Source organism: Shigella sp. FJ200513 (assembly GCF_040495915.1).
GTDB lineage: Bacteria > Pseudomonadota > Gammaproteobacteria > Enterobacterales > Enterobacteriaceae > ECMA0423.
The window spans coordinates 45,791-67,832 of sequence record NZ_JBDYCV010000007.1; the positions used below are offsets into that span (position 1 = coordinate 45,791).

A 22,042-nucleotide genomic window follows, 5' to 3' on the forward strand; every position below is an offset into this window, starting at 1 on the left:
GACCATGAATGTTGCACATTAAAACATAACAGCCCGAAACTTTGGATAAAAAAGTGGTCGAACCGCGGAGTTACTTTTTATTTTGCGGCGCGTGCCGCAGCGCGTTTGTGACGGATTATTTCGATGACGCCCGGCAAAATAGAAACCACAATAATCCCGACGATCAGCAGCTTAAGGTTATCCTGAACCATCGGGATTGTACCGAAGAAATAGCCTGCGTAGGTAAAAAGCAGTACCCACAACAGTGCGCCGATCACGTTATAAGCAGCGAAATGACGGTACGACATGTGGCCCATTCCCGCAACAAACGGGGCGAACGTTCTGACGATCGGCACAAAACGGGCGAGAATAATCGTTTTGCCGCCATGTTTCTCATAAAACTGATGGGTTTTGTCGAGATAACTGCGACGGAAAATTTTCGAATTGGGATTACTGAATAACTTTTCACCGAACAACCGCCCGATAGTGTAATTGACCGCGTCACCCACAATCGCGGCGATCAGCATCAGCACTACCATCATATGGACGTTGAGATCGTTGGTTTCCAGTGATGCCAACGCTCCGGCAACAAACAGCAATGAATCACCCGGTAAAAACGGCATTACCACCAGACCGGTTTCACAGAACAAAATTAAGAACAAAATGGCATAAACCCAGACGCCGTACTCCGCGACTAGCTCTGCCAGATGCACGTCAATGTGCAGGATAAAATCGATGAGGAAATAAATCAGGTCCATATTTGCCTATGCCTTGTACTCGTCATCTTTCAGGCTGTAACTACGTTGGCTACAGCCTGAAATGTTCCGAGCATTATTCTCGTTAGTCCGCCAGAAATAGCGGGCCCATTGGCGGTTTTGGAAGATCATACCGGTCAGGGTAATCCACCGCGACCAGATACAGCCCTTCCGCTTTTGCCGTTGCTGCCGCCAGCGTTCTGTCCTTTGCCGCCAGCAACTCTGCTATCCAGCTCTCCGGCTGGTTGTGGGCACCGACTTCCATCAGGCTGCCGACAATATTCCTGACCATATGATGTACAAAGGCATTCGCTTTGATATCAACCACCACATAAGGACCGTGACGCGTGACATTAATATGCATAACGTTGCGCCACGGGGTTCGGGACTGGCACTGCACCGCACGGAACGAGGTGAAATCATTCTCGCCCAGCAAGCATTGCGCAGCCCGATGCATCCGTTCAGCGTCCAGCGGTTCGTAAAAATGGGTTACCCCTTTACTCAGTACCGCCGGGCGCAGCCGATGATTGTAGATGATGTAGCGATAACGGCGAGCCGTGGCGCTAAATCGGGCATGAAAATCATCAGGTACAGCTTTAACCCAACGCACGGCGATGTCACCAGGTAAATTCGCATTTACGCCCAAGGTCCACGCCGCGTCTTTGCGCTGCGCGGTTGTTTCGAAATGCACCACTTGCCCGGTACCGTGTACCCCTGCGTCAGTACGCCCGGCGCAGAAGACGGTGATGGGTTCGTTCGCCACCTGGGAGAGCGCCTTTTCCAGCTTCTCCTGCACACTGCGGACTTCATTCTGCCGTTGCCAGCCGTAATACTTACTGCCGTCGTACTCAATGCCCAGCGCAATTTTATAAACTGGCAGTTGTTGCTGGTCGGACATTAGTACAGATACTCCTGCACCAGTTTCTCGGCGATTTTTACTGCCATCAGCGCGCCGCCAAAGCGAACGTTATCGGCCACCGACCAGAACTGGACTTGCTCCGGCATACCGTAGTCATTACGCACGCAGCCAACAGAAAGATGCGGCGTACCCGAAGCATCCCCTACCTGAGTCGGGAATTCGTTCTCTTCAGAGAGCACAATATCTTCGCCCTGAGCAAACGCATCACGCGCTTCTTCTGCCGCCAGCGGACGCAGTGCTTCAAAGTTGACCATCTGGGCATGACCGTAGAATACCGGTGCCTGGACGACGCTTGCCGAAATCATCAGCCCTTCGTCCTGCAGGATTTTGCGTACTTCGTCAACGATACGACGTTCTTCACGCACGCTACCTTCGCTATCCGGCAACAACGGCAGCATATTGAACGCCAGTTGACGACCGAAGAAATCTTCTTCGTCAATCGGAATGCCGTTGAGCAATTTCGCACTCTGCCCCGCTAACGCATCGACCGCTTTTTTGCCCTGGGCGGAGGCTGAAATCAGGCTGGTAACACTGATACGCGACAAACCGCCCTGATCGATTAACGGTTTCAGTGCCGCCAGCAGCTGGCTGGTCAGACTGTCTGGTACGGCGATGACATTCCGGTTGCGGTAATCGGTCAGTACAAACGGGTTTACTTCCGGCACCACCAGCGGTACGTCGGGTTCGAGAGCAAACAGTCCGCTGCTGTCGATCACCAGGCAACCTGAGTTGGTCGCTTCTTCAACCCAGGCAGCGGTAGCTTCTTTGCCTGCGACAAAAAATGCCAGCTGCGCCTGCGTCCAGTCGAATTCAGCGGCATCCTGCACGGTGATTGTTTTACCACCAAAGCGCAGTTGTTCGCCTGCGCTTTCGTTACGTGCCAGTGCATAAATTTCCCCAACCGGGAACTGACGTTCAGCCAGCGTTTCAAGCAGGGCTTCGCCCATAGCGCCAGTTGCGCCCAGGACGGCAATGTTCCAGCCTTCAGACATGGTGGTTTACTCCAGAAATAGCAAAGCTCCCTGCCAATGTTACAGCAGAGAGCATGAAGAAGAGATTAACGTGCCGGATGATGAACGGCGTTAAAACCCAGTTTACACAGCAATGATGCCGCACTGGCGTCATCACAAATTACATACAGAGATGACCATTCACGGCGCTCAAGATAGTTTTTGCGCAGTTTATCGAACTCACCCGGTATCCCGGCGACTTTACGCAGCGGTGCGTCATCGCGGCGCACATCATACACCAAATGCACCAGCCTTTTCAGCGTCGGTTGATCGAGCGGACCATGCAGCGTAATGCGGCCAAACTCAGGCGCGGGCAGCAACGTATCCAGCGCAACGTGTTGTTCATGCCCAATAAACTTGCTATAGGCTTCAAACACTTGCGTCGTGCCACGCGCTTTACCCTCCAGGGTATAGCCTGCGATATGCGGCGTGCCGATATCCACTTTTGTCAGCAATTCCACATTAAGTTCCGGCTCGCCTTCCCAGACATCCAGCACCACGCTTAACTTCTGGCCTTCATTCAGGCAGGTCAGCAGCGCGGTATTATCGACGACTGCGCCACGGCAGGCGTTAATCAGAATCGCTCCGGGCTTCAGGCTACGGATCAGTTTTTCATCCGCCAGATGTAGCGTTTTGTACGGACCATCTTTAAAGAGTGGCGTATGGAAAGTCAGAATATCCGCGCGCTGGACTAACTCATCCAGCGAGCGGAAATCACCCTCATCCCCACGGTCGGCGCGAGGCGGATCGCAAAGTAAGGTTTTAATCCCTAACGCTTCCAGTCGCGCCTGCAATCGACGTCCAACGTTACCAACGCCCACGATCCCCACCGTACGGTCGTGCAGTGAAAATCCATCGCGTTCGGCAAGCATCAGCAGGGAGGAGAAAACATATTCCACCACCGCAATCGCATTACAGCCAGGTGCAGCGGAAAAACCAATTCCCGCCTGCTTCAACCATGCTTCATCGACATGGTCGGTCCCCGCAGTGGCAGTTCCAACAAATTTAATGGGTTTTCCTGCCAGCAAAGATTCATTCACTTTCGTGACCGAACGCACCATCAGCGCATCCGCGTCTGCCAGTTGAGCGACGGGGATTGGACGCCCGGGAACCGCGATCACCTCACCCAAACGGCTAAATAAGTCGCGGGCATAAGGCATATTTTCATCAACAAGGATTTTCACGTTTGTGTTACCTGTATGAGACGAGAGTTAACCGGACAAGTATGCCATAATCTCGCGGCCAGGCATACTTGCGAAGATTTCAGGTATAAGGATACGTAATGATACAACCTATTTCCGGCCCTCCTCCTGGGCAGCCACCAGGTCAGGGAGATAACCTGCCGTCTGGCGCGGGCAATCAGCCTTTATCCAGTCAGCAACGTACTTCGCTGGAAAGCTTAATGACGAAAGTGACCTCACTGACGCAACAACAAAGAGCAGAACTGTGGGCGGGTATCAGGCACGATATTGGTCTGTCGGGAGATTCACCGCTGCTTTCGCGTCACTTCCCTGCCGCTGAGCATAATCTGGCGCAACGTCTGCTGGCCGCGCAAAAAAGCCATTCTGCCCGCCAGCTTTTAGCGCAATTAGGGGAGTATTTACGTCTGGGGAATCATCGTCAGGCGGTCACGGATTATATCCGTCATAACTTTGGTCAGACGCCGCTGAATCAGCTCTCACCGGAGCAATTAAAAACCATTCTCACCCTGTTGCAGGAAGGGAAGATGGTTATTCCGCAACCACAGCAGCGCGAGGCGACCGACCGTCCTTTATTACCGGCGGAGCACAATGCGCTAAAACAGCTGGTGACCAAACTTACGGCGGCAACGGGGGAACCCAGCAAACAGATCTGGCAATCGATGCTGGAACTTTCCGGGGTGAAAGATGGCGAGTTAATTCCAGCGAAACTGTTTAACCATCTGGTGACCTGGCTACAGGCGCGTCAGACGCTAAGCCAGCAAAATACGCCGACGCTGGAATCACTACAGATGGCGCTAAAACAACCTTTAGATGCCAGTGAACTGGCGGCGTTATCGGCATATATCCAGCAAAAATATGGCCTTTCTGCGCAATCATCGCTTTCTTCTGCCCAGGCCGAGGATATTCTTAATCAGCTTTATCAACGGCGGGTTAAAGGGATTGATCCGCGTGATATGCAACCGCTGCTTAATCCTTTTCCACCGATGATGGACACGTTGCAAAATATGGCAACGCGTCCCGCGCTGTGGATACTGTTAGTCGCGATTATCCTGATGCTGGTCTGGCTGGTTCGTTAACCCCGACGAAATGACAGTATCGTGACAATAATACCCAGCACCGCAGAGATCGCCCCGGCAAGAAATACCGAAGAGTAACCAAACGTGGTCGCCAGCATTCCCGCCAGCGGCCCGGAGACGCCGAGGGCGATATCCTGAAACGCGGCGTAACCGCCCAGTGCGGTGCCGCGAACTTGTGAGGGGACGCGTTTAACCACCTCCACGCCCAGCGCAGGAAAGATAAGCGAACATCCGGCTCCGGTTAACGCCGCGCCCGCTAATGCGACCCATGCACCTGGGGCTTGCCAGAGCAGCAACAAGCCCACCGTTTCTACAAGCAGAGAGACAATCGCCACTTTCACGCCGCCAAAACGGTCCGGCATCCAGCCAAACATGACGCGCATCACGACAAATGCGCCGCCAAACGCGGTAAGAGTAAAGCCCGCCATCGCCCATCCTTTGCTGGCAAAGTAGAGCGAAACGAAAGTCCCGATAACCGCAAAACCAACGCCTTGTAGTGCCAGCCCTAACCCTGGTTTCCAGATAAGCCCGACAACGCTCCACAGCGATGGACGTTCTCCCGCCAGGGCCGGTACTTTGCGCACTGTGCCGTTACAGGCCCACGCCAGTAAGGGTAATACCATTGTGGTGATCGCCAGTGCGGCAAAACCGTAATGGCTATGAATCAACAGGCCAAGCGGCGCACCAACAGCGAGGGCACCGTAAATCGCCATTCCGTTCCATGACATCACTTTGCCAGAGTGTTTTGGCCCTACGATGCCTAACCCCCAGGTCAGAGCGCCTGTCAGTAACTGGCTTTCACCAAACCCAAGAATCAAACGCCCGATGACCAACAGGGCAAATTTGAACGGTGCGGAGACAGGCAAAATCGCCGCCAGCAGCAACGCGCCGCCAGCCAGACCACAAGCTAACATCCCCTGAAGCGCCGAACGTTTTGCGCCATATTGATCGGCCAGTCGCCCGGCGTAACCACGCGTCAGCACCGTAGCCAGAAACTGAATCCCGACGGCAATGCCGACCATGGTATTGCCATAGCCCAGATCATGATGAACAAACAGCGGGATAACCGGCAACGGCAACCCTACGGTCATGTAGGTGAGAAAAACCGCAAAAGAGATGCGGAAGAGCGAAAAACTGGCAGAAGATCGTGTTTCGGTTTGGCTTACAGCAGTCATGCATTACTCCAGAATGCAGCGCAAGGCGAGGAGTATCCCCGTCTCATCTCTCTGGTTTCAGGGTTACGGTGCGTTGGCAGGATTTAACGCGTACGTCTTTTCAGAAGGAAATCGACAAAGCGGGAAGTTTGCCTAGAACTGGTGGCGATTGTCAATGATGTGAAAAAGGGAACCATCAGGTTCCCTTTTGCGTTAGTGCCGGAGGCCGCATTGGCGCGTAACGTCGGATGCGACGCTGGCGCGTCTTATCCGACCTACTCCGGCCTACTGCGAATTAATCTTTTCAGCTTGCGCATTACCAGCGTGGCGTTGGTGCCGCCGAAGCCGAAGCTGTTAGACATAACAGTGGTCAGTTCGCGATCGGTCGTTTCGGTCACGATGTTCAGACCCGCAGCCTGCTCGTCCAGCTCTTCAATGTTGATGCTCGGGGCGATAAAGCCGTGTTCCAGCATCAGCAGAGAGTAGATAGCTTCCTGCACACCCGCAGCGCCCAGTGAGTGACCGGTCATGGCTTTGGTTGCAGAAATCGCCGGGCTCTTATCGCCGAACACTTCACGGATAGCTGCCAGCTCTTTCACGTCGCCAACCGGAGTCGAAGTACCGTGAGAGTTCAGGTAATCGATTGGGGTATCAACGCCATGCATCGCCATCTGCATACAACGTACTGCGCCTTCGCCAGACGGAGCAACCATGTCTGCACCATCAGAGGTTGCGCCGTAGCCAACGATTTCAGCATAGATGTAAGCACCACGCGCCAGCGCGTGTTCCAGCTCTTCAACCACTACCATACCGCCGCCGCCAGCGATAACGAAACCGTCACGGTGAGCGTCGTAAGTACGGGAGGCTTTTTCCGGGGTGTCGTTGTATTTAGTAGATAGCGCACCCATCGCGTCGAATTCGCAGGCCATTTCCCAGCACAGCTCTTCGCCGCCGCCAGCAAACACGATGTCCTGTTTGCCCAGTTGGATCTGCTCTACTGCGTTACCGATACAGTGTGCGGAAGTCGCACACGCGGAGCTGATGGAGTAGTTAACGCCATGAATTTTAAACGGCGTGGCGAGACAGGCAGAAACGCCGGATGCCATCGCTTTAGTGACCACATACGGGCCAACCGCTTTCAGGCCGCGCGGGCCGCGCATTGCGTCAGCGCCGAACACCTGGAAACGCGGGGAACCGCCGCCGGAACCTGCAATCAGGCCAACGCGCGGGTTATTCTGGTAAGCTTCCGGAGAGAGGCCCGCATCAGCGATTGCCTGCTCCATAGAAAGGAATGCATAAATGGATGCGTCGCTCATAAAGCGCACAACTTTGCGGTCAATGAGGCCAGTGGTATCCAGTTTTATGTTGCCCCAGACGTGGCTACGCATGCCGGAATCCTTCAGCTCCTGAGAGAAAGTGATCCCTGAACGTCCTTCACGCAGAGATGCCAGGACTTCCTGCTGGTTATTACCGATGCTGGAAACAATGCCCAGGCCAGTAATCACTGCACGTTTCATTCAATACCTCTGTAAGTCGCACATAGAGTAAGTTTCGAATGCACAATAGCGTACACTTGTACGCCGAACAAGTCCGATCAGCCATTTAATAGAGATATTTGCGCAGCCTTACACACATCGCTAAGATCGAGCCACCGCCTGTAAGACGAGTAACTTACGTGAAACACTACTCCATACAACCTGCCAACCTCGAATTTAATGCTGAGGGTACACCTGTTTCCCGAGATTTTGACGATGTCTATTTTTCCAACGATAACGGGCTGGAAGAGACGCGTTATGTTTTTCTGGGAGGTAACCAATTAGAGGTACGCTTTCCTGAGCATCCACATCCTCTGTTTGTGATAGCAGAGAGCGGCTTCGGCACCGGATTAAACTTCCTGACGCTATGGAAGGCATTTGATCAGTTTCGCGAAGCGCATCCGCAAGCGCAATTACAACGCTTACATTTCATTAGTTTTGAGAAATTTCCCCTCACCCGTGCGGATTTAGCCTTAGCGCATCAACACTGGCCGGAACTGGCTCCGTGGGCAGAACAACTTCAGGCGCAGTGGCCAATGCCCTTGCCCGGTTGCCATCGTTTATTGCTCGATGAAAGCCGCGTGACGCTGGATTTATGGTTTGGCGATATTAACGAACTGACCAGCCAACTGGACGATTCGCTAAATCAAAAAGTAGATGCCTGGTTTCTGGACGGCTTTGCGCCAGCTAAAAACCCGGATATGTGGACGCAAAATCTGTTTAACGCCATGGCAAGGTTGGCGCGTCCAGGCGGCACGCTGGCGACATTTACGTCTGCCGGTTTTGTCCGCCGCGGTTTGCAGGAAGCCGGATTCACGATGCAAAAACGTAAGGGCTTTGGGCGCAAACGGGAAATGCTTTGTGGGGTGATGGAACAGACATTACCACTCCCCTGCTCCACGCCGTGGTTTAATCGTACGGGCAGCAGCAAACGGGAAGTAGCGATTATCGGCGGTGGTATTGCCAGCGCGTTGTTGTCGCTGGCGTTATTACGGCGCGGCTGGCAGGTAGCGCTTTATTGCGCGGATGAAGCCCCCGCGCTGGGTGCTTCCGGCAATCGCCAGGGGGCGCTGTATCCGTTATTAAGCAAACACGATGAGGCGCTAAACCGCTTTTTCTCTAATGCGTTTACTTTTGCTCGTCGGTTTTACGACCAATTACCCGTTAAATTTGATCATGACTGGTGCGGCGTCACGCAGTTAGGCTGGGATGAGAAAAGCCAGCATAAAATCGCACAGATGTTGTCAATGGATTTACCCGCAGAACTGGCTGTAGCCGTTGAGGCAAATGCGGTTGAACAAATTACGGGCGTTGCGACAAATTGCAGCGGCATTACTTATCCGCAAGGTGGTTGGCTGTGCCCAGCAGAACTGACCCGTAATGTGCTGGAACTGGCGCAACAGCAGGGTTTGCAGATTTATTATCAATATCAGTTACAGAATTTATCCCGTAAGGATGACTGTTGGTTGTTGAATTTTGCAGGAGATCAGCAAGCAACACACAGCGTAGTGGTACTGGCGAACGGGCATCAAATCAGCCGTTTCAGCCAAACGTCGACTCTCCCGGTGTATTCGGTTGCCGGGCAGGTCAGCCATATTCCGACAACGCCGGAACTGGCAGAGCTGAAGCAGGTGCTGTGCTATGACGGTTATCTCACGCCACAAAATCCGGCGAATCAACATCATTGTATTGGTGCCAGTTATCATCGCGGCAGCGAAGATACGGCGTACAGTGAGGACGATCAGCAGCAGAATCGCCAGCGGTTGATTGATTGTTTCCCGCAGGCACAGTGGGCAAAAGAGGTTGATGTCAGTGATAAAGAGGCGCGCTGCGGTGTGCGTTGTGCCACCCGCGATCATCTGCCAATGGTAGGCAATGTTCCCGATTATGAGGCAACACTCGTGGAATATGCGTCGTTGGCGGAGCAAAAAGATGAGGCGGTAAGCGCGCCGGTTTTTGACGATCTCTTTATGTTTGCGGCTTTAGGTTCTCGCGGTTTGTGTTCTGCCCCGCTGTGTGCCGAGATTCTGGCGGCGCAGATGAGCGACGAACCGATTCCGATGGATGCCAGTACGCTGGCGGCGTTAAACCCGAATCGGTTATGGGTGCGGAAATTGTTGAAGGGTAAAGCGGTTAAGGCGGGGTAATCTGCTCTCGCAGTGTTTGCCGGATGCGGCGTGAACGCCTTATCCAACCTACGTGTGACGTGTAGGCCTGATAAGACGCGATAAGCGTCGCATCAGGCATGGTGCTCCAGACGCCGCAACTTACAGCTGTGACGCCTGCTGAAACAGGTTTTCCCACATATCGGTCACCAGCGCCTGGTCACGCGGCGACAATTCACCGGCACCAATGGCTTTTTCCAGACTCTGGCTAACGGTCGTATGCACCGCCTGAGCGGAGTGGTCATCACCACTTTCCAGTTCTGCGATGGCTAATGTCAGGTGGCCACGCAAATACCCACTGGCAAACAACTCATCATCACTGGCATGGTCAACCATGCCGTCGATTAATGCCAGAATGCGTGATTCAAACTCCGCGATCATCTTCTTTCCTCATTGTAAAACGTGGCGCTGGCTTCAGTTGAGCGCTTCCGGCCACGGGAACTGTTCCGCCGTAAGTTCCGGCGTGTGATAATAATTTTGTAGTGCTTTAATGAAGCGTGCCGGGCGTTCCGGAATGCCATTTGTCAGATAATCCATCACCTGCGCATGTACCCGCCGTTGAAACACCACACGATCCGGTTCGAAATCCCCTTCCAGATTGTCGCAACTGACGTTAAACGGATATCCAGCCGCCACGCAGAATAACCAGTCGAACGCCTGCGGCTTCACTTCAACATCTTCAAACTGGCTTTGCGTCTGGGCATCGCGTCCGTCCGGGCAATACCAGTAGCCGAAATCAACCAGCTCACGGCGCGCTTTTCCGGCAATACACCAGTGCGAAATCTCATGAATTGCGCTGGCATAAAAGCCATGAGCAAAGACGATTCGGTTATACGGTACTTCCGCATCAGCAGGAAGATAGATCGGTTCGTCGTCGCCTTTAATCAGACGGGTATTAAATTCATCGGCAAAGCAGCTATTAAAAATTTCAATCAACTGCTCGTAGTGGTGTGTACTGTTCATTAGTTCATCCCCAACCAGTGGAGGATCTCCTGTCCGTGGCTATCGTAAAGTAATTTGGCACTCATCACCGCCGAGACGATAACAATCATCGGGCGGATCAGCTTTTGTCCTTTGCTCAACACCAACCGTGAACCCATGCGCGCGCCGAGGAACTGCCCCACCAGCATGACAAAGCCCGTCGCCCAAATCACTTTGCCGCCGAGAATAAACAGCAGCAGACCGCCAATGTTTGACGTTGCGTTGAGTAATTTGGCGTGAGCCGTGGCTTTGGCGAGGTTGAATCCGCACAGCATAACGAAGGCCAGCGCGTAAAACGATCCGGCAGCCGGGCCAAAGAATCCGTCATAAAAACCGACGCAGCCACCGGCAATTAACGCGAAGGGTAAACCGTACATCCGGCGCTGGCGATCTTCTTCACCCAGCTTTGGCATCAGCAAGAAATAGAGGCCGATACAAATCACCAGAATGGGCAAAATCTGCCGTAAGACATCAGCCTGAACGTACTGTACCAACAGTGCGCCGCTCATTGAGCCGACAAAGGTCATGGCAATATTGAGTTTCTGATCGCTTAAACTAACCACTTTGCGGCGAATAAAGTAGATAGTGGCGGAAATAGAGCCGCCGCAGGCTTGCAGTTTATTGGTTGCCAGCGCGTTAGCGGGAGACATTCCCGCAGCCATCAATGCCGGAATGGTGAGTAACCCACCGCCACCGGCAATCGAGTCGATAAATCCCGCCAGCATGGCGACAAAAAAGAGAACTCCCAGCAACAGCGGAGAAACCATAAACAGGCTATTAAACGTTTCCATTAGATCACGTGCTCATCCAGTAGCGCCTGGCAGGAAGGCGGCAACGGAGGCGGTGTCTTCTTCTCAGGCTTTGTTGTTCCCGGTTTTGGAGGTTCAAACCAGCTTTGCAGTTCTGCCCCGCAACCATCGCCTGATGGCGGTAAAGGTTGATCTTCACACTCCAGACTATCGGCAGGGCAACGTAATCGTACATGCATATGCGCGCGATGCTGGAACCAGGGTCGCACTTTGCGCAACCAGTCGCGATCGGTGCCCGCATCAAGGCAAAGTTGTTGTTTAATCGCCGGATTAACAAAAATGCGCGTGACGTCTTTGTCCTGGGCGGCGAGTTTGATCAAGCTGAAAATTTCTGGCTTCCACAGCGTGGAGACAACGTGTTTACCGTCGCGGGAAACTAAGTCCAGTGCTTGCGGGCGCAAGAGCTGCGCGGAGGTCCAGCGAGTTTTCGGCAGTTGCAGAAAGATATCGACATCCAGTCCGGTCTGGTGGCTGGCATGACCGCCGTTGAAACGCCCACCAGCGGGCATCCCCATATCGCCAATCAGCACCGTACCCATGCCCAGATTGCTCACCTGGCTACTCAGACGCTGGATAAACATCACCAGATCCGGGTGACCGAAATAGCGACGCTGATCGGTACGCATGACCTGATAATGTTCGGACTGTATCGGCAACGTGTCAGCGCCGACAATACAGCCATTAGAAAAACTGCCTATCGATTGTGCGCTACCCGGCACAGGTTGGGTTATTTTTTGCCACGGCGTCGCTGCCAGGCTAGCACTACTGGCAAGCAGAGCCAGCAGCGCAATCGCGGTTTTGTTCATTTTTTACCAGCGTGGAATATCAGTCTTCACATCGGCATTTTGCGCCCGCTGCCGTAACAGGTGATCCATTAAAACGATCGCCAGCATCGCTTCAGCGATCGGCACTGCACGGATCCCGACACAGGGATCGTGACGGCCTTTGGTGATCATCTCAACTTCTTCGCCAAAGCGGTTAATAGTGCGCCCCGGCACGGTAATGCTGGAGGTCGGTTTCAGCGCCATATGAGCAATGATTTGCTGCCCGCTGCTGATACCGCCGAAAATGCCGCCCGCATGGTTGCTCTGGAAACCGTCTTTGGTGATTTCGTCGCGGTTCTGGCTGCCGCGCAGCGCCACTACGTCAAAACCGTCGCCAATTTCCACGCCTTTCACCGCGTTGATGCTCATCAGCGCATGGGCGATGTCGGCATCCAGGCGGTCAAAGACCGGCTCGCCAAGTCCGGCGGGGACACCACTGGCAACAACGGTGACTTTCGCGCCGATGGAGTCGCCCTCTTTTTTCAGCGCGCGCATCAGTTCATCTAACGCGTCGATTTTGTCGGGGTCCGGGCAGAAGAACGGATTTTGTTCAACCAGCGACCAGTCTTTGATTTCCAGCGGAATGTCGCCCATCTGGGTCAGGCAGCCGCGGATTTCAATACCAAATTTCTCGGCGAGATATTTTTTGGCAATCGCCCCTGCCGCCACGCGCATGGCGGTTTCGCGGGCGGAAGAACGTCCACCGCCGCGATAATCGCGCAGACCGTATTTTTGTTCGTAGGTGTAATCAGCATGGCCTGGACGGAAGACGTCTTTAATTGCGCTGTAATCCTGAGAACGCTGGTCGGTATTTTCGATCAACAAGCCAATGCTGGTGCCAGTAGTAACGCCTTCAAAAACACCGGAGAGTATTTTGACCTGATCCGGCTCGCGGCGCTGGGTGGTATAGCGCGATGTCCCAGGGCGACGACGATCAAGGTCATGTTGCAGGTCCGCTTCCGTCAGCGGAATGCCTGGCGGAACACCATCGACGATGCAGCCGAGCGCCAGCCCGTGCGATTCGCCGAAGGTGGTTACGCGAAAGAGTTGTCCAATTGTGTTTCCAGCCATCACGGCTCCGTTATTGTTGTGTTTGCGTGTTTACTTAATCTTTATAAATCGCGAAATGTTCTCGTGCGGCAATAAGCTGCTCTTTAGTGAGCATAAACACACCATCGCCGCCGTTATCAAACTCCAGCCAGGTGAACGGAACATCGGGATATTGTTCCATAAGATGTACCATGCTGTTGCCCACTTCACAAATCAACACGCCATCATCAGCAAGGTAATCTGCCGCGTTACCGAGAATGCGACGCGTCAGTTTCAGGCCGTCGGTGCCAGATGCCAGGCCCAGTTCCGGCTCGTGACGGTATTCGTTTGGCAGGTCGGACATATCTTCCGCGTCGACATACGGCGGGTTAGTGACAATCAGATCGTATTGCACTTTCGGCAAATCACGGAACAGATCGGAACGAATCGGAATGACGTTGTGGATCAGACCGTGTTCTTCGATGTTCTGTTCGGCAACCGCCAGCGCGTCGGGAGAGATATCTACCGCGTCGACTTCCGCTTCCGGGAAGGCATAAGCACAGGCAATGGCGATGCAGCCGCTACCGGTACACATATCTAAAATATGCTGCGGTTGCTTGCTGATGAGTCCGGCAAATTTATTGTTGATCAGTTCACCAATCGGCGAGCGCGGCACCAGCACGCGTTCATCGACGTAAAATTCATGACCGCAGAACCAGGCTTTGTTGGTCAGGTAAGCCACCGGAATGCGCTCGTTGACGCGGCGGATCACGCGTTCAACAATACGGTGTTTTTCGCTGGAGGTCAGACGCGCGGTGCGCATATCTTCCGGGATATCCAGCGGCAGGTAGAGCGATGGTAACACCAGCTGTACGGCTTCATCCCACGGGTTATCGGTGCCGTGACCGTACCAGATATTTGCCGCGCTGAAGCGGCTTACCGACCAGCGCAATATGTCCTGAATGGTTTGCAGCTCATTTACTGCTTCATCAACGAAAATTTTATCCACGTATTCCTCCAGGGCATGATCGCAATAATTTCGGCGGCTAGTTTGCCATGAAGATGACGATAAATCAGCATTCACGCGCGGTGAGTGAGGAAAAATACGTTTAAAACGATCGATTGTGCTACGAGTCGGGTAAACTGTAGGAAAATTAGAAATAGAGACAGATAAATGAAAAAGAAAACAACACTTAGCGAGGAGGACCAGGCTCTGTTTCGCCAGTTGATGGCGGGGACTCGCAAGATTAAGCAGGACACGATTGTCCACCGACCGCAGCGTAAAAAAATCAGCGAAGTGCCGGTGAAACGCTTGATCCAGGAGCAGGCTGATGCCAGCCATTATTTCTCCGATGAGTTTCAGCCGTTATTAAATACCGAAGGTCCGGTGAAATATGTTCGCCCGGATGTCAGCCATTTTGAGGCGAAGAAACTGCGCCGCGGCGATTATTCACCGGAATTGTTTTTGGATTTACACGGTCTGACGCAGCTGCAGGCCAAGCAGGAACTGGGCGCGTTGATTGCCGCCTGTCGCCGCGAACATGTGTTTTGTGCCTGCGTGATGCATGGGCACGGGAAGCATATTTTGAAGCAACAAACACCGCTGTGGCTGGCACAACATCCGCATGTGATGGCATTTCACCAGGCACCGAAAGAGTACGGCGGTGATGCGGCTTTGTTGGTGTTGATTGAAGTGGAAGAGTGGTTGCCGCCGGAGTTGCCCTGAATGCTGGCAGCAAATGCCGGAGCAGCGTAAACGCCTTATCCGGCCTACAAATATGTGATAATTCAATAAATTGCAATTCACTTCGTAGGCCTGATAAGACGCATCAGAGCAATACTACGAACTTCAGTTCATTCAATACATACTGAAAACGACACGTCGAATCAATCGGTTGCCCACTACTGGTATTCACATTCACCACAATATCGTGTAGTACTTTATCCGTTACCGGATGACGAGTTGGCGTAACCGTTACCGTTGATTTATCACAACCGTAAGAGGTAAAGGTTAACAATTCTGATACCGCGCGGCAGTATGCTCCTCTGCCATCATTATCAGAAAAATTACTGCCATCACAGAGTCTGCCGCCTTCCATCAGGTAGGTCGAAAGCGTGGTGGTCACTGTTGACCCCGTGGACTGAATTCGTAACGCCTTATTATGGCTGACATAATTTTCACTCCAGGAGATATCGTATGAAGCGACCGGTATCGTTGGGCATATTGTGTTATGCACTGTAGGGGCCGTATAGCTTCCAAATCCGGGTAAATCTGTATAGGAATAAAAGGATGCGATCCAAGGGCAACCATAATCATCAGATGCAACGGTAATTTTAAACGTCATATATGCACAACGAAAAATTTTCGTATCTATGCCAGGGCAATTTGAGTTATTAATTGTATCAAAGTCAGTCAGTACCAAAGTTGGAGCTGAACCCGACCCAGACCAGGAAATAACCCGCAACGTATCGCCTTTATACGCAAAAGAATCATATTTCCCATATGCAACCTCCTTTGGCGTTATCACCGTAACATTGAAAACACTGCTCGCTACAGCACCGGTTACCTTGTCCATGGCATAATAAACTCTCACACTGTCAAAACTCGCACTCATAAGTTTATCTCCAGCATAACTCTTAGATGCGCCGACAACACTCAGAACGAGCAGCATTAGGCTCGCGAAAATTATGGTCCATTTTTTCATTTCAGAAATACTCAAAGGTTGCCGTCACTGTGGCACTAAAGTCTCCGGACGTTACATCTCGCCCGCTCTTTGCCTGTAACCAGGTATTAAAATTTAGGCTGTTATTTCCCTGATTCAGCGGGAGCGTGACGCCTGTTGTATTGTTGATTGGCACCGATGTGCCTGCCGCAGTTTCAATACCAATCCCAGCGCCGGATGCTGATGACGAGGAGTCAAAGGCCAGAAAGCCGGGTAGAGCACTATCTTCTGTTCCTGTCAACGTTACTTTGACATTAAACAATGTAGAACTATGACAATCTTTCAATTGAAACACCAATGGCACTCGCTCTGACTGCCCAAGGTTCATTAAATCACTGGCGGCAATGGCAGGAAAATGTACTTCTGCCAACTGGCTACCATTAATCACTGGCGTACACGATTTACTGATTAAATTGCCGGTAAAGTGCAAATTATCTCCTGCTATTGTGGTTCCACTGCCCAGCAACATCAGGCTACTAATAAAAAACAACGTACGCTTTTTCTTCATTGGTAATCTACCTGTAACGTGGCCCAGGCCTCAAAGTCCGCCTCTGGCAGAATGACACCACTCTTTTTTACTGGCACAGCCGTTAACACCGGTAAATCGGTTTCATTCACCACAAGTGGCGTATTGATCGTAAAACTCTGCCCTGCCTGTTTGAGCTGAATGCCTAAACCAGTGATATTGCTGCTTACTGCAGCATTATCAAAATCGCTTGGTGTGCCACTCCAGCTCAAGGTCATTTCCATTAATGGGTCGCGAACCGCCGTATCGCAGGTAATGGAATACGGCACGGTTTGCTCATAATTGCTGCCATTAATGTCATCAATAAGCACATCCTGAAAAGTTATTTCAATGGTTTGAGCGTTGCTAATCGTGCAGTTAGGCGGCTGCACTAAATAACCGTGAAAAGAGACGTTTGAGAGTGCCATCGAGCAAAAGCCCCACAGCAAAATAAGCGAGATCCGTTTCATTGGTAATCCACCACAATTGTGGCACTGGCGTTAAATTCAGCTGCCGCTAACGTTGTACCACTCTGTTTCACCGGCACAGCTTCCAGAACGGGAACTCCCGAGGAAAAATTAAATGGCAACCATGAGCCAGAGGTTAAGTCGAGTATTGTGTGATCACTACTTTTCTGAACCCGAATACCAAACCCAGGAATACCCGTGCTGATAACTGTTTCACCGTTAATCACGACCGTTGTCGCCTGCATCTGTAGACGCAGGTCATCCATTGCCAGATTGTTACAAACAAGCGAGTAGTCAATGGGACGTTTATAATCAACCCTATTGATCTTATTAATGAATACATTACCAAACTCAACTGCCGCACCATTTACCGTACAAGGAGGAGGGGCATCGACAAGCACCCGTAAATTCATACTTACTGACTTACTCGCTGCAACTGCAAAGCCGCTACCAACACAACATATCAGTAACCCAGTTACCGCCCAGACAGAACAAGATCCTTTCATACTGGCTCTCCCGGCCTCAGCCTTTGCGGCTCTGCTCTTCATCGACCTAGCAACTGTTACCGTTGCAAGTGAAAAAGAGCGGCATCCGAGCGCCATAGTCGTTGACATAGGTCAGTACCGGCACGCTACCCATCTTCACATTCAGCGGTGCAGAGGTTTTCGGCGACATCACTATTGGCGAGAAACCGGCTGCCGGATTGCCATTTTTCTGTGTGCTGGCATTACTGAAAATGACGTAATACGACGTCGGGTTATTGACGGTAAATTCCTGACCGTTGCGGGTTAAAGTAATCTTATATTGCTAGGGGTTTTTCATGCTGACGTTCTCCAGCGCCTTCGGTCGCCAGAACAACTTAATACGCGTTTGTAGTGCTATTTGCAGCGTGTTGGCTTTGTTTGATTTTGGCGGGATCTCACGCACGTTGAAGTAGAACAGGCTTTCACGATCGGCAGGCAATTTGTTGATATCCGGCATTCCCTGCACTTTTACCTGCCCGTTCATCATTGAATCGATGCGTTGCACCGGTGGCAGAACAGTTAACGGTGAACTGATCTTGTTACCCTTTTCATCTTCGATCCAGCTTTGGGCCAGATAAGGCAGTTTCGGATCGTTATTGCGCAACGTCACGCTGATTGATTTGTCGCTTTCATTAAATATCAAACGGGTACGATCTGGCGTTACAGAAGCCTGGGCAGACAAACTGGCAGCGCTAAGCAGTAACGCTAGCGTCGTAGCACCCAATTTGGCAGAGCAAAGTAAATCAGACATGGATCATTCCTTAATCACGTTATTGGTTAGCTGAAACAGAAACAGGGGGATTGGTGGGTGTCACCTGTTGCGTCTGCTCCTGAATGACAGGCTTTATGTCATCAGGAACAACCGGCGCGACGTTGCCTTTATGCTGGCATGGCAGTAACAAGCCGTTAAACAGATCGGCAGGCAGCGGGTCCGGCAGGTTGATATCGCAATGCGCAACACCACTCCAGAACACACTCATGTGTTCGCCAGGTTTCACTCCAGCCAGATAAACATTGCCGTCATCATCGACAAGGCCCACTGTCTGCTCGTTATCATTTTTTACTTCTGCGCCAAACGGAGGATGGCTGCCGTCTTGTAAACGCAGCACCGCCATCGCTTTTTGACCACTGATGACGGCAAATTTGCGGTAGCCAATCGCCCCTTCAGTTAGCGTGGCTTGTACCACCGACTGGGTTGCTTCGGCGTTTTCCGGCAGTTTGTTGAGGTCGATATACGCCTGATTGCGGTAATAGTTATTGACGTCAGAAACGACGGCTTTACCAAACATATTGGTATAAACAGCAGCACCGTTACCTTCTACCGGAACATCGGCAACGCCATCGGCATCAATCAACAAGCGTGTCCCGCCCATATTCTGGGTACGGTGAAGTGCGCCACCGTGGGCAGTAAGCGTTGCGCCGCCCTGTAACGACAAGCCCGCAGAGGTGTATTGCCCTTCATGGTAGTTCGCACTGAGGTCAACCTGCGCCAGCGAACCATCATGGCTGTAATAGCCGTCAACGCTGGTGTGTTTGTCACTGGTGCCGACGTTCAACTGATAGTGAGTCGCGTCATCGACACGGCTGAAATAACCGACCTGACTGCTGTCCGTCCCACTGCCATAGTACCGTTATAGCTAACGGTACTGTTGTCGCCCCACGGCATACTGAGCGAAATGTACATGCCTTTGTCGGCCTGGTTGTCATACTCGTAACGGTAGCCAGTCATCGAGATGCTGACATTACGAATACTGCCCATATTGAAATAGTGCGAGAGCATGATGTTGTAGTTTGTCTGCTCCTCGCGATCCCAGTAGGTATGGCGGGTATAGTTGAGATAAACCGAAACACCCGCATCGCGGAAGTTCTGGTTATAAGTGGCGGTGTACATCTCTTTGTCGTTGCCCGTGCGTACCATTCCGCTGTCACTGGCATCCAGATACTCGCTCATGGTCATAAAGTTCTCTTCCGAGAAGCGATATCCAGCAAAAGTAACGCGGCTGTTGAGCTGGTCAAAGTCTTTGGAATAACTCACACGGAAGGAGTTACCGTCCAGCGAACCTTTGCCATAAGCGGTGTCTTTATCCAGTTTGGTGTGCGAGTGAGTAACATCAAACGCGACCGCGCCGAATGTAGACAAATCGCGACCGACACCAAGCGCCGCAGACTGATAGTTTTCATCTCCCAGTGCGCCGCCATATAACGACCAGCCGTTAGCGATCCCCCAGGAAGCTTCAGCACCAGAAAAAAATTCACCCTCGACATGGTGTCCCCACTCTTGCGGACGGCCCATCATGATCTTATAGCGAACCTGACCTGGACGAGTGAGGTATGGCATCGAGGCGGTGCTGATGTCATATTCCTGCACCTGGCCGTTCTGTTCTTCAATGCGAATATGCAACGTACCGGAGACAGAATCACCAAGATCCTGAATACGAAACGGTCCAGCCGGAACCTGCGTTTCGTAAATCACACGCCCCATCTGGCTGACGGTCACTTTTGCTGTGGTGTGTGCCACGCCGGAAATGTCTGGCGCGTAGCCGCGCAGATTGGGAGGCAACATTTGATCGTCAGTACTGACACTGCCACCAACATAGTTAAAACCATCAAAAATATCGGATCTGAGGTAATCCTCGCCCAGCGCCAGTTTGGCTTTTAATGATGGTAACGCCCGCCTGGCATAGTAGCGACTCCACTCCCATTTTTTTGAGTTTCATCGCCGCTGAATTCATCGTCATCATTACTGCGAGTATGTTGATAGTTAGTCTGCCAGTCAGCACGCATACGCCACGGCCCTAGGTTAACCCCAACCGTCCCGTTGCCGCTGATCTCGTTACTATCATCACCGCCATTTTCTTCGTGCCGGGTTTGTGCGTTGATGCTGTAGTCCGCGACGATCCCGGAGATGCCGTCATCCCAACGTGAAGGCGGATCCCTGTCGGGATAAGTATATTCGAGGTAAGCCTGTGGCAGTGAAATGACTAATGCGGACTGGCTTAAATCAGCCTTAATTTCCATGCCTTCCAGTTGACCGGATTTCAGGCATTTAGCATCGTGGCTCCATTGCAGATTTTTCGCCACGTCTTCTTTTAAACCAAACTGCGCTACCAGTTCCGGTGTCAGACAAGCATAGCTTTTGCTCGCGTCATCTTCACCAGCATACCAGTAAATATCGTACTCTTCCGCCAATGGCTGTTTATTTAGTTGAACCTGTAAATTGTATTTTCCGGGCTCAACATATCCCTGGCTGGAAAAACGCTTCATATCAATTTTTGTGTCGCCTTTTAATTCCAGAAAACGGGAATCAAACTGAATGTCGTCTTCAGCCCAGACACTGCTATAACTCCCTGACATTGCCAGCGCAATGCACCACGGAAGAATCCGTAATCGAAAAAGAGAATGGTCAGGCATACACGTTTCTATCCGTTTTTATTCTTGTTCGGTCAAAATACATTTAAATCCCCCATAGCAGTGTCGCTATGGGGGTATGCCTTACAGGTAAGTAATCTGGAAGGTGGTATTTGCTTCAAAATTACCCAGATCTGGCGCATCAGCTGCGCCGACCAGCCAGGCGTTAAAGTTCAGTGTCTGCTTCGCTTTGCCTTTGTTGGTAGAAGTGTCTTTCACTATTTTCTGGTCAATACCCATGCCGCTTTTGTAAGAGGTACCCAGAGAGTCACCGATCGCCAGGCTAACATTGTTAAATGCCGCACCGGTATCGGTATTGAAAATGGTGTAATAATTGCCGCTATTTGCAGAAGAAACGGTACCAGTAAAGGTAGTGGTCATTGTTTCCTGAGTATCAAATACGCAATCTTGCAGACGAATCTGGAAACTTTTCGGCGTGGTGGTGCCGTTATTTTTCAGTTTTTCGGCACCGATATCACCCATATCAACTTCCAGTTTGTGATCGTCCGGAACGATAGAACACACTGAGTCTTCAATGGTGCCGTAAAAACGTGCAGTACCGTTGTTACCCGCAGCGATTGTTGCCGTAGAGGTGAACACGCCCATCACCATTGCCGCAGCAATAGCTGTTTTAACAAACTTACTCATTATTTGTCCTTAAACTATAAATAATTAAAAATATAAACATTGCAATACATTGATTCAGTCAATAGCCAATGTTTATACCCAGCCATTGAATACGGCATGCGACCCAAAAAGAACAGGTCGTAGAAAATTGTATTCATTGGTGTGGGGCCGCATAGTGATGTTTCCACACCCCTGATCCAATTTAATTTTACTAAAGAGTAAATGTAGATTTAATTAATATATTGACAGAAGAAAGGTTATCTTAAGGACATCCGGTAATGACTCCAACTTACTGATAGTGTTTTATGTTCAGATAATGCCCGATGACCTTGTCATGCAGCTCCACCGAT

21 protein-coding genes and 2 pseudogenes are annotated in these 22,042 nt (G+C 51.5%); 3 read left to right on the top strand and 20 right to left on the bottom strand.

Annotated elements, in window-relative coordinates; genetic code table 11:
• Nucleotides 1-77: 77 nt before the first annotated feature.
• The 4 genes from ABZJ92_RS03045 to pdxB form a co-directional block, all read right to left on the bottom strand.
• Nucleotides 78-737, bottom strand: a complete 660-nt coding sequence (locus ABZJ92_RS03045; RefSeq protein WP_000364322.1) for a DedA family protein — start codon at nucleotides 735-737, stop codon at nucleotides 78-80.
• A gap of 82 nt (nucleotides 738-819) precedes the next feature.
• Nucleotides 820-1,632: a tRNA pseudouridine(38-40) synthase TruA gene (truA, locus tag ABZJ92_RS03050; RefSeq protein WP_001283581.1), complete on the bottom strand. Its 813-nt coding sequence runs from the start codon at nucleotides 1,630-1,632 to the stop codon at nucleotides 820-822.
• Nucleotides 1,632-2,645 (bottom strand): aspartate-semialdehyde dehydrogenase, encoded by a 1,014-nt coding sequence (locus ABZJ92_RS03055; RefSeq protein WP_001289145.1) that lies wholly within the window; start codon nucleotides 2,643-2,645, stop codon nucleotides 1,632-1,634. Before ABZJ92_RS03055 ends, truA begins: the two co-directional genes overlap by 1 nt.
• Nucleotides 2,646-2,710: 65 nt before the next feature.
• Nucleotides 2,711-3,847: a 4-phosphoerythronate dehydrogenase PdxB gene (pdxB, locus tag ABZJ92_RS03060; protein WP_000699105.1), complete on the bottom strand. Its 1,137-nt coding sequence runs from the start codon at nucleotides 3,845-3,847 to the stop codon at nucleotides 2,711-2,713.
• Nucleotides 3,848-3,945: 98 nt separating this feature from the next.
• Here pdxB and flk point away from each other — a divergent pair, with 98 nt between their 5' ends.
• The gene (flk, locus tag ABZJ92_RS03065) at nucleotides 3,946-4,941 is read left to right on the top strand and encodes a flagella biosynthesis regulator Flk (protein WP_000615807.1); all 996 of its coding nucleotides are present in this window, start codon (nucleotides 3,946-3,948) and stop codon (nucleotides 4,939-4,941) included.
• On the opposite strand, the gene ABZJ92_RS03070 is transcribed toward flk, so the two are convergent.
• Nucleotides 4,938-6,116, bottom strand: coding sequence for an MFS transporter (locus ABZJ92_RS03070; RefSeq protein WP_000127805.1), 1,179 nt, complete (start codon nucleotides 6,114-6,116; stop codon nucleotides 4,938-4,940). The two genes, flk and ABZJ92_RS03070, sit on opposite strands and share 4 nt — an antisense overlap.
• A gap of 254 nt (nucleotides 6,117-6,370) precedes the next feature.
• Nucleotides 6,371-7,612, bottom strand: coding sequence for a beta-ketoacyl-ACP synthase I (gene fabB, locus ABZJ92_RS03075; RefSeq protein WP_000817167.1), 1,242 nt, complete (start codon nucleotides 7,610-7,612; stop codon nucleotides 6,371-6,373).
• A 158-nt stretch (nucleotides 7,613-7,770) separates the two neighbouring features.
• On the opposite strand from fabB, the gene mnmC reads away from it, so the two are divergent.
• Nucleotides 7,771-9,777 (top strand): bifunctional tRNA (5-methylaminomethyl-2-thiouridine)(34)-methyltransferase MnmD/FAD-dependent 5-carboxymethylaminomethyl-2-thiouridine(34) oxidoreductase MnmC, encoded by a 2,007-nt coding sequence (gene mnmC / locus ABZJ92_RS03080; RefSeq protein ID WP_000683785.1) that lies wholly within the window; start codon nucleotides 7,771-7,773, stop codon nucleotides 9,775-9,777.
• A 120-nt stretch (nucleotides 9,778-9,897) separates the two neighbouring features.
• On the opposite strand, the gene ABZJ92_RS03085 is transcribed toward mnmC, so the two are convergent.
• From ABZJ92_RS03085 to prmB, 6 genes are read right to left on the bottom strand one after another with little or no spacing between them, the layout of a single operon-like run.
• Nucleotides 9,898-10,176: a YfcL family protein gene (locus ABZJ92_RS03085; protein ID WP_000559763.1), complete on the bottom strand. Its 279-nt coding sequence runs from the start codon at nucleotides 10,174-10,176 to the stop codon at nucleotides 9,898-9,900.
• 33 nt (nucleotides 10,177-10,209) lie between these two features.
• A complete protein-coding gene (gene epmC, locus ABZJ92_RS03090; RefSeq protein ID WP_001089233.1) occupies nucleotides 10,210-10,758 on the bottom strand; it encodes an elongation factor P hydroxylase in 549 nt (182 codons plus the stop codon).
• Nucleotides 10,758-11,567, bottom strand: a complete 810-nt coding sequence (locus ABZJ92_RS03095) for a sulfite exporter TauE/SafE family protein (protein ID WP_000447357.1) — start codon at nucleotides 11,565-11,567, stop codon at nucleotides 10,758-10,760. The genes epmC and ABZJ92_RS03095 overlap by 1 nt, the downstream gene beginning before the upstream one ends.
• Nucleotides 11,567-12,391: a penicillin-insensitive murein endopeptidase gene (gene mepA, locus ABZJ92_RS03100; RefSeq protein ID WP_001043825.1), complete on the bottom strand. Its 825-nt coding sequence runs from the start codon at nucleotides 12,389-12,391 to the stop codon at nucleotides 11,567-11,569. Before mepA ends, ABZJ92_RS03095 begins: the two co-directional genes overlap by 1 nt.
• A gap of 3 nt (nucleotides 12,392-12,394) precedes the next feature.
• On the bottom strand, nucleotides 12,395-13,480 hold the full coding sequence (gene aroC / locus ABZJ92_RS03105) for a chorismate synthase (RefSeq protein ID WP_000918467.1): 1,086 nt from the start codon (nucleotides 13,478-13,480) through the stop codon (nucleotides 12,395-12,397).
• Nucleotides 13,481-13,514: 34 nt separating this feature from the next.
• A complete protein-coding gene (gene prmB, locus ABZJ92_RS03110) occupies nucleotides 13,515-14,447 on the bottom strand; it encodes a 50S ribosomal protein L3 N(5)-glutamine methyltransferase (RefSeq protein WP_005047007.1) in 933 nt (310 codons plus the stop codon).
• 165 nt (nucleotides 14,448-14,612) lie between these two features.
• Here prmB and smrB point away from each other — a divergent pair, with 165 nt between their 5' ends.
• Nucleotides 14,613-15,164, top strand: coding sequence for an endonuclease SmrB (smrB, locus tag ABZJ92_RS03115; protein ID WP_000730806.1), 552 nt, complete (start codon nucleotides 14,613-14,615; stop codon nucleotides 15,162-15,164).
• A gap of 103 nt (nucleotides 15,165-15,267) precedes the next feature.
• On the opposite strand, the gene ABZJ92_RS03120 is transcribed toward smrB, so the two are convergent.
• The 8 genes and pseudogenes from ABZJ92_RS03120 to ABZJ92_RS03155 form a co-directional block, all read right to left on the bottom strand.
• On the bottom strand, nucleotides 15,268-16,158 hold the full coding sequence (locus ABZJ92_RS03120; RefSeq protein ID WP_011069456.1) for a StfH/YfcO family fimbrial adhesin: 891 nt from the start codon (nucleotides 16,156-16,158) through the stop codon (nucleotides 15,268-15,270).
• The gene (locus tag ABZJ92_RS03125) at nucleotides 16,145-16,669 is read right to left on the bottom strand and encodes a fimbrial protein (RefSeq protein ID WP_000730291.1); all 525 of its coding nucleotides are present in this window, start codon (nucleotides 16,667-16,669) and stop codon (nucleotides 16,145-16,147) included. Before ABZJ92_RS03125 ends, ABZJ92_RS03120 begins: the two co-directional genes overlap by 14 nt.
• Complete coding sequence (locus tag ABZJ92_RS03130) at nucleotides 16,666-17,136, bottom strand: fimbrial protein (RefSeq protein ID WP_000822648.1); 471 nt, start codon at nucleotides 17,134-17,136, stop codon at nucleotides 16,666-16,668. Before ABZJ92_RS03130 ends, ABZJ92_RS03125 begins: the two co-directional genes overlap by 4 nt.
• Nucleotides 17,133-17,681, bottom strand: coding sequence for a fimbrial protein (locus ABZJ92_RS03135; protein WP_000842083.1), 549 nt, complete (start codon nucleotides 17,679-17,681; stop codon nucleotides 17,133-17,135). The genes ABZJ92_RS03130 and ABZJ92_RS03135 overlap by 4 nt, the downstream gene beginning before the upstream one ends.
• A 4-nt stretch (nucleotides 17,682-17,685) precedes the next feature.
• Nucleotides 17,686-18,408: pseudogene (locus ABZJ92_RS03140) on the bottom strand (fimbria/pilus periplasmic chaperone).
• 19 nt (nucleotides 18,409-18,427) lie between these two features.
• Nucleotides 18,428-21,068, bottom strand: a pseudogene (gene yfcU / locus ABZJ92_RS03145) (fimbrial usher protein YfcU).
• 81 nt (nucleotides 21,069-21,149) lie between these two features.
• The gene (locus tag ABZJ92_RS03150; protein ID WP_000033330.1) at nucleotides 21,150-21,713 is read right to left on the bottom strand and encodes a fimbrial protein; all 564 of its coding nucleotides are present in this window, start codon (nucleotides 21,711-21,713) and stop codon (nucleotides 21,150-21,152) included.
• Between the two features lie 268 nt (nucleotides 21,714-21,981).
• Nucleotides 21,982-22,042: IS1 family transposase (locus ABZJ92_RS03155; protein WP_071528444.1), on the bottom strand; the 61-nt coding region annotated here is incomplete at its 5' end.

What these genes read in the sequence shown, in the direction of transcription:
- ABZJ92_RS03045 (WP_000364322.1), bottom strand. Translation starts at nt 737, where the DNA reads ATGGACCTGATTTATTTCCTCATCGATTTTATCCTGCACATTGACGTG.
- truA (WP_001283581.1), bottom strand. Translation starts at nt 1,632, where the DNA reads ATGTCCGACCAGCAACAACTGCCAGTTTATAAAATTGCGCTGGGCATT.
- ABZJ92_RS03055 (WP_001289145.1), bottom strand. Translation starts at nt 2,645, where the DNA reads ATGTCTGAAGGCTGGAACATTGCCGTCCTGGGCGCAACTGGCGCTATG.
- flk (WP_000615807.1), top strand. Translation starts at nt 3,946, where the DNA reads ATGATACAACCTATTTCCGGCCCTCCTCCTGGGCAGCCACCAGGTCAG.
- ABZJ92_RS03070 (WP_000127805.1), bottom strand. Translation starts at nt 6,116, where the DNA reads ATGACTGCTGTAAGCCAAACCGAAACACGATCTTCTGCCAGTTTTTCG.
- fabB (WP_000817167.1), bottom strand. Translation starts at nt 7,612, where the DNA reads ATGAAACGTGCAGTGATTACTGGCCTGGGCATTGTTTCCAGCATCGGT.
- ABZJ92_RS03085 (WP_000559763.1), bottom strand. Translation starts at nt 10,176, where the DNA reads ATGATCGCGGAGTTTGAATCACGCATTCTGGCATTAATCGACGGCATG.
- epmC (WP_001089233.1), bottom strand. Translation starts at nt 10,758, where the DNA reads ATGAACAGTACACACCACTACGAGCAGTTGATTGAAATTTTTAATAGC.
- ABZJ92_RS03095 (WP_000447357.1), bottom strand. Translation starts at nt 11,567, where the DNA reads ATGGAAACGTTTAATAGCCTGTTTATGGTTTCTCCGCTGTTGCTGGGA.
- mepA (WP_001043825.1), bottom strand. Translation starts at nt 12,391, where the DNA reads ATGAACAAAACCGCGATTGCGCTGCTGGCTCTGCTTGCCAGTAGTGCT.
- aroC (WP_000918467.1), bottom strand. Translation starts at nt 13,480, where the DNA reads ATGGCTGGAAACACAATTGGACAACTCTTTCGCGTAACCACCTTCGGC.
- smrB (WP_000730806.1), top strand. Translation starts at nt 14,613, where the DNA reads ATGAAAAAGAAAACAACACTTAGCGAGGAGGACCAGGCTCTGTTTCGC.
- ABZJ92_RS03125 (WP_000730291.1), bottom strand. Translation starts at nt 16,669, where the DNA reads ATGAAGAAAAAGCGTACGTTGTTTTTTATTAGTAGCCTGATGTTGCTG.
- ABZJ92_RS03130 (WP_000822648.1), bottom strand. Translation starts at nt 17,136, where the DNA reads ATGAAACGGATCTCGCTTATTTTGCTGTGGGGCTTTTGCTCGATGGCA.
- ABZJ92_RS03135 (WP_000842083.1), bottom strand. Translation starts at nt 17,681, where the DNA reads ATGAAGAGCAGAGCCGCAAAGGCTGAGGCCGGGAGAGCCAGTATGAAA.
- ABZJ92_RS03150 (WP_000033330.1), bottom strand. Translation starts at nt 21,713, where the DNA reads ATGAGTAAGTTTGTTAAAACAGCTATTGCTGCGGCAATGGTGATGGGC.